Below are 12,674 nucleotides of genomic sequence, written 5' to 3'. Positions count from 1 at the left end.
ATTTCCACCACGGTAATAACGCTAAAAGAAATTATCTCTGCATATATCTAAATAGGGTATTGTCTCTGAGCATGGTGCGAGTGATACCCGCTGAATGTTTTAACGCTCTAAGCTCATCATCTGTTAGCTCAGTCACATTGTTAATATAAACCTCATTTAATTTTGATTTCTCGTACAATATATCCATAATATCTTCTACAACAATTTTGTATTTATTGGCAGCAGAGACCTTAACAAAATTATCTTCTACATTTTGGCTGACTCTAATTCCAGTAAGATCAAGCACACCTCTAAAACGTCGTCCAAACCGACCTCTCAAATTTTCGAGCATCCTATCTTTTTCTTGAAAAGAGCAATCTCTTAATTCTTTACACAACTGCTCATTCAATACATCACGATTAAAATCACGCCGTGCCTGCTGATCGCACAGTTTTTTTCCATCACCATCACAGGCCTTATGCCATAAAGCATTTGTTTTTGTTACAAACTCATCAAGATAAGCTGTCAATTTTACTATGTCGGGATTTTTGCCCATCAAGCCTGTTGATAATAGAGTTGTAGCCCTGTGTTGGTATATTACCTTGGTACCAATCACGAAATTTATATCTTCTGAATCATCACTACTTTTTTCTATTTTGAACAGATTCTGAACGTAGTCGGCTTCATGCGCTAGCTGTTTAAGCGCCATAAAAGCCTTAACCGCGACTTTTATTTTTGACGACGTTGCTGTATCCATCTCACTGGTTGAGCTTGAGGCTTGGTCATTGTCCAAATGAATTAAACTATAGAGTTGCTTCAATACCTCTTGCTTTTTTTTTGAACGAAATAAGTCCTTAAATTTATCCCACAAGCCCATACAGATAGCTTTTTCTCGGTCAGCTTCCATTAATTTACCAAGGCGTTCAGCACTTAGCTTGTTGAAGGCATTATTTTTAAATAAGGAATGATTTTTAAATAAAACATCATTGTGTTCAGGATAATCACTAGATGCAACAGAATCGTAAAAAACAGCGGTAGGTTGGCTAGGATAAATAGCATTGACGGTATAAGTAGTCATAAATATTCCCCTCGATAACAAAAAATCATTAACAAAAAATTTATTTAGACTGTCTTATTGTGCATTTACAATCTTATAAATTTTCATCTCTTTTATTTGTTACATAGAAAATAATTAACTTCCTTTTAAACTTATTTTTACATAAATTTAATATATGTCAATTGAAATTATTTGATGCCTAGCCACCTTGTGCGTTTTTTCAAAAGATGTGGTCGAAATCTATTACTCTCACCAAAATCGCATAAACCCAGTCATATACCCTTCGTCTTTGAAGTTGCCACAGCCAACAATACCGCGGCTTTAAAGGCAAAGGGGATAGTATTTTTCCTTGTATAGAATCAACAAGTATGTTCTATTAAATAAATTATTTTTAATAACAATCTACTATATAAATGTAATGCACTTTAAACCATTAAACTATCAACCTGACGTCTTACTGCACTATTTCGCGGCGCTAGCGGATCGCCCTTGGGCAATGTTATTGCACTCTGGTTTTGCTGAACATCCTCATAGCCGTTTTGATATTTTAGTCGCCGATCCACGCGTGACGATAACCACCCATGGACAGCATAGCGAAATTATCGACAACACCCAGGAAAAGGCCGCGATTCAATGCAGTACTGCCGATCCCTTTTTGTTATTACAACAGCAACTCAATCAATTAAATTTAAACACTGAGCCGCAAGCCAACCTGCCGTTTCTCGGGGGTGCCTTGGGGTTATTCGGCTATGATCTGGGGCGTCGGATTGAGCGCTTGCCGGTACTGGCACAGCGGGACATCGATCTACCGGATATGGCTATCGGCCTATATGACTGGGCGTTGATTTGTGATCATCACCAGCAACGTGTGACACTCGTATGCCATGGCGATGCTGAACAACGCTTCACCTGGCTACAGCAACAAAAATCAACCTGCCACAACCCTTTACGTTTAACATCGCCATGGATCGCAAACCTATCACGTCAGCAATACGGCGAAAAATTTCAACAAATACAGGAATACCTACAGAGTGGTGACTGTTATCAAATCAATCTGGCGCAACGTTTTAGTGCCGATTATCAAGGAGATGAATGGTTAGCTTTTTTACGCCTAAGCCAAAGTAATAAAGCACCTTTTTCAGCCTTTATCCGTCTGCCACATAACAGCGTGATCAGCCTGTCACCAGAACGCTTTTTATGGCTAGAAGGAAAACAGATCCAAACCCGGCCAATAAAAGGCACCCTGCCCCGCTTAGCCAATAAAGAAGAAGATAAACAGCAAGCTCTACGCCTAGCCGCTTCGCCCAAAGATCAGGCAGAAAATCTCATGATTGTTGATTTGTTACGTAATGATATCGGGCGTGTGGCGCAACCGGGCAGCGTCCGCGTGCCGGAATTATTTGTTGTCGAACCCTTTCCGGCGGTTCACCATTTAGTCAGCACTATCACCGCGACCTTACGGCCAGAATACAGTGCCACCGATTTACTGCGTGCCTGTTTCCCTGGCGGCTCTATTACCGGAGCGCCCAAGATCCGCGCGATGGAAATTATTGAACAACTCGAGCCACATCGCCGTAATCTCTATTGTGGCAACATTGGTTATATTAGTTGCTGCGGCACCATGGACACCAATATCGCCATTCGCACGCTGTTAACCGAACGCGGCAAAATTTATTGTTCTGTCGGCGGCGCGATCACCCTGGATAGTCAAGAACAAGCAGAATACCAAGAAACCCTCGACAAAGTAGCGCGCATCTTGCCGCAGCTTGAATGAAAATTAATTATTCCAATAAATATTTAATTTGTATATTATATATATACGTATTAAATTTTTAAAAAGAAAAAAGAAAAATGTTGTCAAGTATTCACCATGCATATGCGATACCTCTACAAGATACTAAACCCTTGGATCCTTTGGTTAAAGAAGTATCAGAATTATTATCTAATCCAGCAACAGGGGTGCAAACAAAAAACGGAGTTAAGCAGGAGATCATAGAAAAAATATTGGATTGTTTAAGCAGTCAAAAGAGTGTATTGGATTTAAGCAATCAAGGTATAACACAGTTTCCTATTGAGGCATTGAAAAAATATGCACATGCTGGTCTAAAAATTAATCTGCAGCATAATTCAATCCCTCCTGCATATTGCAAGCTACTGGCAACAAGTAAAAGCAGTTTTAGCTCTCCAGACAATACATTTTCAGAACATTATTTTGAATTGGATAATTCAAATAGTAAAAATGCCCATCAGCTTTTCGAGCATGGGCACCAACTGACTGTTCTTTTATCTAATGATATAGGAGAATTTCAGTTTTTCTCTGAAATCAGAGAAGAAATAATTATGGCAGAGGCACATCCTAAAGATAGACCTTTAGAATTTATAAGAAAGACCGAATTCCATATAGCAAATGTGAAAGCAACTGACCTTAGTTTTTTAAAATTAAGCGGTTTCGGGATATCTTATCTGCCATGTGGTAAACTTACTGGTTATCTGCCCAATGTGAAATCCTTCGACCTATCGGAAAATAACATCAGTCTAGAAAACAGTCAAAAAATGATCGATGCTCTTCCAGAAGGTACCGAAATCGATTTAAGCAACAATCCTATTGAGCTTCATCAGTGTGAAGAACTTATCGAATATGCAAAAAAACAAGGAATAACAGTTCACTTCAGTAAGAATCATATGCCGCCGGAACTTCTTCCCAATTTTATTCCTTACGATGAAACTGATTCAAAACTAAAACAACGGTCCTCTTTTCCTCAGCACTGGCACCGAGGCTAGCCTATGTAAGTAGCCCCCTTAGAGCCTATTCGAATCAGCGCAGCTCAAAGAAGATTTCGAATAGGCTCTTACATATTTATTGAATAAATATAAAAAATCAGATCTCCCCTGTATTCGTTACTCTCGGCTATTCATTATTTAATCTCTATAACTTTATTATAAGAACAAATAAGTGTAGGCATTAAATACACGAGGAGTACATCATGACAACTTTAACCAGGGTAGTCTCGACTCCAATTCTCTCACCAGGAGGAATTCAAAGAGCACCAAATCAACATCCTATCGGGAACAGTATAACTTCCGTTACTAACCTTACTAGCGAATACACTCGACACTCTGATGATGATGTTACAGAGAGACCTAGTACTAATAGAGCTATCAATTATAGTATCGGTTATCACGCGCCTCATAATATTATTGAAGATGACACATCGCCAACCGTTGCCAGCCCTTTGGTCGCGACGCATGCAACCGTAGATGCAAATCACCATACAGGCGATTTTCGTCAACCAAAGCTTAATATTGGGCAAAGATTGTTCAAAGCAGTTAAATTTGGCTTTTATGGGGTAAAAATAGGCTCTCTCATCGGCTCTGTCGCCTCAGCGAGCCTGCTAATCCTAGCCTTCCCTCCTATTACTGTGGCAGCCGTTGGTACAGGATGTGTTGCCTTAGGTTTTCTCTTATTCACTGCCTTCCATCTCTCTACTAGTGAAACTTCTCAAAAGCAAGATGAAATACTAGACAGAGTAACAAACCTAGCGACAAGTTATGCACAGGGACGATCAACAGCAGTACAAGGAGTAATAGCCACAAAACTGGCAGGAGGGTCATGCGCTTTTAGTGGCGGAAACACAGAAGACGTTAAAATAATAGCCCAGTATGGCTTTTGTTGGGGCATTGCAGGTGCATTAACCAATAGAACCGTCGAGGCCATGCATGTTGCTAGTGCCGCCGGTGTTGCCGTAGGCACAATAAATTCTCTGGATTATCTGAATGCTATCATTGCGAAAATTGCTGCTGGATTCGGTGCGACAGCCGGAGCATTATTTCTTGGACAGCCCGAAGGAAGTAGCAAAGTGGGAAGATATGCCGCCCACGGTGCTGTAGTTGGAGAAAAAATCGGGGCACTTCGATTCTGTGCTGCCGATTTCACGCCTTCAAATGCAATTGCCGCTGCCGTCGTCACTGTTTGTCCACAAATGACCAATTATTTTTTGGAAAAAGTCGGTTTACAACGTTTTCAAAAAACAGACATCAGTCAAGCTATTAATTTTGCGTTAAGTAACACCACCCTCTTTTTTACCTTAGGTGCTACCGGTTTCTGTAGCATGGCTTTCTTCTCAGCGGTAAGTAGCTGTTCCTCCGCGATCTATACCGCAGTGGATAAAAATACAGCCGGCAAACTCACAGCCCATGTTGACTATTTGGTCAGCGATGGATTAAACGATGCGACCTTTATGGCGATAGATACATTAAAGAACACATCATCACGTTTAAAAGAAAAATGGGAAAAGGCAGGCACGTTAGGTGGCTACTTTAAAAGCGCATTGAGGATCGCCGGCTTAGGTAGGTAAGCCAGGGATGAATGTCACGCGGATACACTGCACTACTGTTTGATCCTGTGTGTACCTATCAAATCAGCTTGTGATAAATTATCGGCTAACCGCTGATAAATGCGAGCACAAAAGATTTCGAATAGGCTCTAAGGAAAAAATAATGCGTGTATTAGGTATAGAAACCTCCTGTGACGAAACCGGCATCGCCATCTACGATGATAAAGTGGGTTTGTTAGCAAACCAATTATATAGTCAGGTCAAGTTACATGCGGATTACGGCGGCGTAGTGCCTGAGTTAGCTTCACGTGACCACGTGAGAAAAACAGTGCCACTGATTCAAGCGGCGCTAAAAGAAGCCCATTTAACTGCTAAGGATATTGACGCCGTCGCCTATACGGCAGGTCCTGGATTAGTAGGCGCATTATTAGTCGGTGCCACTATTGGCCAGGCGCTGGCTTTTGCTTGGCAGGTACCGGCGATCCCCGTACACCATATGGAAGCGCATTTATTAGCGCCGATGTTGGAAAAAACGCCGCCACCATTTCCTTTTGTTGCCCTGCTCGTTTCAGGTGGACACACCCAGCTCGTCAAGGTAACGGCGATTGGAAAATACCAGCTATTGGGTGAATCAGTGGATGATGCAGCTGGAGAAGCTTTCGATAAAACAGCTAAATTATTGGGGTTAGATTATCCTGGCGGCTTGATGTTATCGCAGCTGGCTCAAAAAGGAAAAGCGAATCGTTTTATATTTCCACGGCCAATGACTGATCGTCCCGGTCTTGATTTTAGTTTTTCTGGATTAAAAACCTTTGCCGCAAATACCATTAAAGATAATGATGATGATAATCAAACCCGTGCTGATATTGCCTATGCATTTGAAGACGCCGTCGTTGATACCCTCGCGATAAAATGCAAACGGGCGCTCATTCAAACGGGTTTTAGTCGCTTGGTTATTGCGGGGGGAGTCAGTGCTAATCAACCACTGAGATTAAAATTAACGGAAATGATGCAGAAACAAAGCGGCGAAATTTTTTACGCCAGACCGGAGTTTTGCACAGATAATGGCGCGATGATCGCCTATACCGGACTAATACGACTAAAAACCAATAAAAACACCGATCTATGTGTTACCGTTCGACCACGATGGCCATTATCAGAGTCAACCTGATCAAAGCTCCCCTTCCTTAACAAAAAAAGAAGCAGGAAAATTATCACGAATGGATATTATATTTATCGAACAGCTCAGTGTGATCACCACTATTGGTGTTTATGACTGGGAGCAAAAAACTCAGCAAAAATTACTCCTTGATGTCGAAATAGGCTGTGAAAAGGGTAAAGCAGCGAAGAGTGATGAGGTGAAAGATTGTTTAAATTATGCCGATATCAGTAAAGCGATTATCGAGCATATAAAAAAAAATCCTTGCGCCCTGATCGAACGGGTTGCAGAAAATGTGGCAACACTTTTACTAAACGATTTTTCTGCACCTTGGGTGCGGGTCAAAGTCAGTAAGCCCGGCGCGATAGCCGAAGCGCTCAATGTCAGCGTTATTATTGAACGCGGGAAGCGCTATACCCACAGCCCTTAAAGTTGCCTTCGGCTGCCAGGGCGTGAGACCCAATGAGCGTAGACAGACTACCTGATTCGGGCGAGCACCCGCAGCCAACAACGCGGCGACTTCAAAGACGAAGGGTATACTGCAACGATGCTTTACAACGCCCTCCACAATAAAGTAAAATTCGGCACTATTTTTAGAATTGTTGGTCGCTAGGCCAACAGCAAGTCGATTTTTATTGAGGATCGAGGCAAATGCCAGTAATTAAAGTGCGTGAAAATGAACCATTTGATGTAGCCCTGCGTCGTTTCAAGCGTTCTTGCGAAAAAGCGGGGATTTTAGCAGAGGTTCGTCGTCGTGAATTTTATGAAAAACCGACAACTGAACGCAAACGTGCTAAAGCTTCTGCTGTCAAGCGTCATGCAAAAAAATTGGCGCGTGAAAACGCTCGCCGCACCCGTCTGTATTGATTTTTATAATACCCTTTGTCTTTGAGGTTGCCTTCGGCGACCAGGGCGTGAGACCCGATGAGCGTAGACATACTACCTGATGAGGGCTCGCAGCCAACAACGCGGTGGCTTCAAAGGCGAAGGGTATAGGGGCAAGCACTGCCCCGACCGCCTGGTTTATCTTGCGTACTATTTTGTTAGCTAAAATAGGGCCGTGCTTTCCGAAAGGGATGTACGGCTTATTCTTGTTTATAGACTTGCGAACAATGACTTATGGTTGGACGAATTCCACGCGGATTTATCAATGATTTATTAGCTCGTACCGATATCATTGATCTGATCGATACGCGAATAAAACTGAAAAAAAAAGGGAAAAATTATCACGCATGCTGCCCCTTCCATCATGAAAAAACCCCCTCCTTTACCGTCAATGGTGAAAAACAGTTTTATCACTGCTTCGGCTGTGGGGCTCATGGTAACGCGGTAGATTTTCTTATTAATTATGATCGGCTGGAATTTGTTGAAAGTATTGAAGAACTCGCGACCATTAATGGAATGACAGTGCCGTACGAACAAGGAATCGGGGCTAGTCAAGTCGAAAAACATCAACGACAAAATATTTATGCTTTGATGAATCAAATAGGTGAATTTTATCAACAGTCACTCAACAGTCCACCAGCACATCAGGCTTATCGTTATCTTGAACAACGAGGGTTGAATAAAGCGATTATTCATCACTTTGCTATCGGTTTTGCCCCGCCAGGTTGGGATAATTTATTAAAACGTTTTGGCAACAGCAATGAAACTCGTACCACTTTGAACAATGCCGGAATGTTGGTGACTAATAATACAAGACATTACGACAGATTTCGCGAACGGATCATGTTTCCTATCCGTGATAAACGAGGACGGATTATCGCGTTTGGAGGGCGTACCGTTGATAATAGCGTACCAAAATACTTAAATTCACCAGAAACAGAAATCTTTCGGAAAAGTCGCCAACTCTATGGATGGTATGAGGTACAGGTTAAACAACCTAATCCAAGCCGACTATTATTAGTAGAAGGTTATATGGATGTCGTGGCGCTGGCGCAATTTGGCATTGATTATGCGGTTGCGTCACTTGGCACTGCCACCACGGTTGAGCATGTCCAATTATTATTTCGTGCCACTGACCATGTTGTTTGCTGTTATGACGGAGATAAAGCAGGGCGAAGTGCAGCCTGGCGCACCTTAATAACAGCGCTCCCCTATCTCAATGATGGGCGTCAGCTCCGTTTTATGTTTTTGCCGGAGGGAGAAGATCCCGATACATTAATACGCAGAGAAGGAAAAACAGCCTTTGAACAACTTATCGACCAAGCTCAGCCGCTGTCAAAATTTTTATTTGAAACACTCATGTTGCAAGTTGATCTCAGTAGTCTTGACGGACGTGCTAAACTGAGCACCTTAGCATTGCCGTTAATTAATCAAGTTCCAGGAGAGACGCTACGACTTTACCTGCGACAAGAATTAGGTAATAAGCTGGGTATTCTGGATGATAGTCTGTTGGATAAGCTAATACCTAAGCAAACTACTGCTAGCAACACTTACCGACGTCCACAGATAAAACCAACGACTATGCGTATCTTGATAGCATTACTCGTGCAACATCCACATTTGGCAGCCAGTGTCCCTTCGTTACAGGGAATAAAGCAGGCAAAATTAGCAGGATTGCCCTTATTCATCGAGTTAGTGGAAACTTGCCTTGCTCAACCAGATTTGAATACTGGCCAATTGTTGGAGCAATATCGTGATAATAAATACAGCAAACAGCTTGAAAAATTAGCAATTTGGAACGATATAGAAATAAAGGAGATCGTTGAGACTACCTTTTTAGATGCATTGCATCACCTTTTTGATTCAGCACTGGAAGAACGATTAGAGATCTTAATTGCCCGCGCGCGCACGGCACAGGGTTTAAGTGCGGAAGAACGTCAAGAAGTTTGTCTGATTAATGAAGCACGTGGCAAGAAAAAATATACCCACAGCCCTTGAAGTTACCTTCGGCTGCCAGGGCGTGAGACCCGATGAGCGTAGATTACTACGTGATTCGGCGAACACCCGCAGCCAACAACGCGGCAGCTTCAAAGGTGAAGGGTATACAACGGCTTAATTGCCGTAAAAGCAGAAGGATCCCCCCTCTGCAAGATGCCGCTATAACGGGCAGCGGCGACCTAAAAAGCCCTAAATATTATTGTTGGCCGGTTTGTCGACCAACACCAACCCAAATACTCGCAAGTGTGGATACCGTCTTATGGAGCAAAACCCGCAGTCACAACTGAAGCTGCTTGTCACCCGTGGTAAGGAGCAGGGCTATTTGACCTATGCTGAGGTCAATGACCATCTGCCGGAAGATATCGTCGACTCCGATCAGATCGAAGATATCATCCAGATGATTAATGACATGGGTATACAGGTACTAGAAGAAGCACCTGATGCTGATGATCTGATGCTAGCTGAAAACACCACCGATACTGATGATGACGCGGTGGAAGCAGCAGCACAGGTATTGTCTAGTGTTGAATCTGAAATTGGGCGAACAACCGATCCTGTTCGTATGTACATGCGTGAAATGGGGACTGTTGAACTACTAACCCGTGAAGGTGAGATTGATATTGCCAAACGTATCGAAGAAGGCATAAATCAGGTGCAATGCTCAGTGGCTGAGTATCCTGAAGCTATTACCTATTTATTAGAACAGTATGATCGCGTTGAAGCTGAAGAGGTACGTCTCTCTGATCTTATCACTGGTTTTGTCGATCTTAACGCTAAAGAAAACGAAGAAGATATTACACTAAGCGCTAGCGCCACTCACATAGGCTCTGAATTATCCACGGAAGAGCTGATAGACAGTGATGGCGACACTGCAGACAGTGACGATGAAAATGATAACAGCATCGATCCCGTACTGGCGCGTGAGAAATTTAGTGAATTACGTGAACAGTATGAAAATACTAAGAATGCAATCAAAAAAGACGGTCGTAACCATCTTAACGCCAAAAATGAAATTTTAGCACTTTCCAACATATTTAAACTGTTTAGACTGGTACCGAAACAATTCGATTATTTAGTCAATAACATGCGTTCGATGATGGATCGTATTCGTACGCAAGAACGTATCACCATGAAATTATGTGTTGAACAGTGCAAAATGCCGAAGAAAATTTTCATTGCTTTATTCATGCGTAATGAAACCGATAAGGAGTGGTTTAATAAAGCCTTATCAATGAATAAACCTTGGTCTGAAAAACTGAATGAAGTCGCTGAAGATGTAGAACGCTGCTGGCAAAAACTAATTGAAATCGAAGAACAAACCGGGTTAACTGTCGAACAAGTTAAAGACATTAATCGCCGCATGTCGATAGGTGAGGCCAAAGCGAGACGAGCAAAAAAAGAAATGGTCGAAGCTAACTTACGCTTAGTTATCTCAATTGCTAAAAAATATACTAACCGTGGTCTACAGTTTCTTGATTTAATTCAAGAGGGCAATATTGGTTTAATGAAAGCGGTTGATAAGTTTGAATATCGCCGAGGCTACAAATTTTCAACCTATGCAACCTGGTGGATCCGGCAGGCAATTACACGCTCGATTGCCGATCAAGCGAGAACCATCCGTATTCCAGTACACATGATTGAAACGATCAATAAACTTAATCGCGTTGCTCGCCAAATGCTACAAGAAAAAGGGCGAGAGCCCACGCCGGAAGAATTGGCAGAACAAATGTCGATGCCGGAAGATAAAATCCGCAAGGTGCTGAAAATCGCCAAAGAGCCGATCTCAATGGAAACCCCGATCGGTGATGACGAAGATTCACATTTAGGTGATTTTATCGAAGACACCACGCTAGAGTTGCCTCTCGGCTCTGCCACTTCTGAAAGTCTACGCTCTGCCACTCATGAAGTACTCGCTGGTCTGACTCCCCGTGAGGCCAAAGTGCTACGTATGCGTTTTGGTATCGATATGAATACCGACCATACTCTCGAAGAAGTGGGCAAACAATTTGATGTAACCCGTGAACGTATCCGTCAAATTGAAGCCAAAGCATTACGTAAGCTACGCCACCCCAGTCGTTCTGAAGTATTGCGTAGCTTTTTAGATGATTAAATAGACTTCCGCATAACCTACTGCGTACTGCTCCCAACTTCAGCTGAGCTTGGGAGCAGTTATCATGCATCGGTCTATTTCACCCTTTGCGCTACCGTCAGAACGACAATCATAATCCCACAAAAAAGATCACATCTGAATCTGAATACGAGGTATCGATGCATACGGTTAAACATCGCCGATTAATTATTTTAGGATCAGGCCCCGCCGGTTACACCGCTGCTGTCTATGCCGCGCGTGCCAATTTAGCCCCTTTATTAATTACCGGACTAAACAAAGGCGGGCAATTGACAACCACCACTGAAGTAGAAAATTGGCCTGGTGATGCCAAGGATCTCACAGGGCCTCGTCTGATGGAACGTATGCATGAACATGCAGAAAAATTCGGCACCAAAATTGTCTTTGATCATATTCATCGGGTAAAACTCTGTCAGCGCCCTTTCCATTTATTCGGTGAGAATAGCGAATATACCTGTGATGCGCTGATCATCGCCACCGGTGCTTCCGCTCGTTACCTGGGCTTAGCATCAGAAGAAGCCTTTAAAGGCAAAGGCGTTTCTGCTTGTGCTACCTGTGATGGTTTTTTCTATCGAAAGCAAGTCGTCGCTGTAGTCGGTGGAGGGAATACCGCCGTAGAGGAAGCACTCTATCTAGCTAATATTGCTGAAAAAGTTCATTTAATTCATCGCCGTGATTGTTTTAGCGCCGAAAAAATATTAATCAATCGACTATATGAAAAAGTGGCCAATGAGAAGATTATGCTACATACCTGTGCCACCTTGGATCAAATACGGGGTGATGAAATAAATGGCGTCACCTCTTGTGTCATAAAAAAGAACGAAATTGAAGATGAATTAATGGTCGCAGGTGTTTTTATTGCGATTGGCCATACGCCTAATACCAAAATTTTCAGTGATCAGTTGGCATTAGAAAATGGCTACATCAAAGTACAATCCGGTTTTCATGGTAACGCGACACAAACTTCTATTCAGGGAGTATTTGCTGCCGGCGATGTAATGGATCAGGTCTATCGCCAAGCCATTACTTCAGCAGCCAGCGGCTGTATGGCCGCTTTGGATGCTGAACGTTACCTCGATGCTTTAGGCAACGAGATATATACCCAATGAATTTCGAGTTACGGCCAGGCGGCCA

At 42.7% G+C, this 12,674-nt stretch carries 11 protein-coding genes; 10 read left to right on the top strand and 1 reads right to left on the bottom strand.

Features of this window, described 5'->3' with window-relative positions; translation table 11 throughout:
* Window positions 1-31: 31 nt before the first annotated feature.
* Complete coding sequence (locus AACL30_RS13450) at window positions 32-1,057, bottom strand: hypothetical protein (RefSeq protein ID WP_339056951.1); 1,026 nt, start codon at window positions 1,055-1,057, stop codon at window positions 32-34.
* 397 nt (window positions 1,058-1,454) lie between these two features.
* Here AACL30_RS13450 and pabB point away from each other — a divergent pair, with 397 nt between their 5' ends.
* The 10 genes from pabB (at window position 1,455) to trxB (ending at window position 12,649) form a co-directional block, all read left to right on the top strand.
* Entirely contained in the window at window positions 1,455-2,810 is a 1,356-nt protein-coding gene (gene pabB / locus AACL30_RS13445) for an aminodeoxychorismate synthase component 1 (protein WP_339056950.1), read from the top strand.
* 77 nt (window positions 2,811-2,887) lie between these two features.
* A complete protein-coding gene (locus tag AACL30_RS13440) occupies window positions 2,888-3,817 on the top strand; it encodes a hypothetical protein (protein WP_339056949.1) in 930 nt (309 codons plus the stop codon).
* 203 nt (window positions 3,818-4,020) lie between these two features.
* Window positions 4,021-5,391 carry a hypothetical protein gene (locus tag AACL30_RS13435; protein ID WP_339056948.1) on the top strand — a complete coding sequence of 457 codons (1,371 nt, stop codon included), beginning with the start codon at window positions 4,021-4,023 and terminating at the stop codon, window positions 5,389-5,391.
* A 142-nt stretch (window positions 5,392-5,533) separates the two neighbouring features.
* Complete coding sequence (gene tsaD / locus AACL30_RS13430; protein ID WP_339056947.1) at window positions 5,534-6,541, top strand: tRNA (adenosine(37)-N6)-threonylcarbamoyltransferase complex transferase subunit TsaD; 1,008 nt, start codon at window positions 5,534-5,536, stop codon at window positions 6,539-6,541.
* A 49-nt stretch (window positions 6,542-6,590) separates the two neighbouring features.
* On the top strand, window positions 6,591-6,959 hold the full coding sequence (folB, locus tag AACL30_RS13425) for a dihydroneopterin aldolase (protein ID WP_339056946.1): 369 nt from the start codon (window positions 6,591-6,593) through the stop codon (window positions 6,957-6,959).
* A 221-nt stretch (window positions 6,960-7,180) separates the two neighbouring features.
* Window positions 7,181-7,396, top strand: coding sequence for a 30S ribosomal protein S21 (gene rpsU, locus AACL30_RS13420; RefSeq protein ID WP_005295814.1), 216 nt, complete (start codon window positions 7,181-7,183; stop codon window positions 7,394-7,396).
* 252 nt (window positions 7,397-7,648) lie between these two features.
* Window positions 7,649-9,412, top strand: a complete 1,764-nt coding sequence (gene dnaG / locus AACL30_RS13415; protein WP_339056945.1) for a DNA primase — start codon at window positions 7,649-7,651, stop codon at window positions 9,410-9,412.
* Entirely contained in the window at window positions 9,381-9,530 is a 150-nt protein-coding gene (locus AACL30_RS13410; protein WP_339056944.1) for a hypothetical protein, read from the top strand. Before dnaG ends, AACL30_RS13410 begins: the two co-directional genes overlap by 32 nt.
* A 93-nt stretch (window positions 9,531-9,623) precedes the next feature.
* Window positions 9,624-11,522 (top strand): RNA polymerase sigma factor RpoD, encoded by a 1,899-nt coding sequence (gene rpoD / locus AACL30_RS13405; protein WP_339056943.1) that lies wholly within the window; start codon window positions 9,624-9,626, stop codon window positions 11,520-11,522.
* 158 nt (window positions 11,523-11,680) lie between these two features.
* Entirely contained in the window at window positions 11,681-12,649 is a 969-nt protein-coding gene (gene trxB / locus AACL30_RS13400) for a thioredoxin-disulfide reductase (RefSeq protein WP_339056942.1), read from the top strand.
* The last annotated feature ends 25 nt before the right edge of the window (window positions 12,650-12,674 follow it).

This window comes from Candidatus Regiella endosymbiont of Tuberolachnus salignus, assembly GCF_964020115.1.
Taxonomy (GTDB): domain Bacteria; phylum Pseudomonadota; class Gammaproteobacteria; order Enterobacterales; family Enterobacteriaceae; genus Regiella; species Regiella insecticola.
Note: the sequence above shows the minus strand (reverse complement) of the source record. Positions and strands in the feature narration are given on the sequence as shown.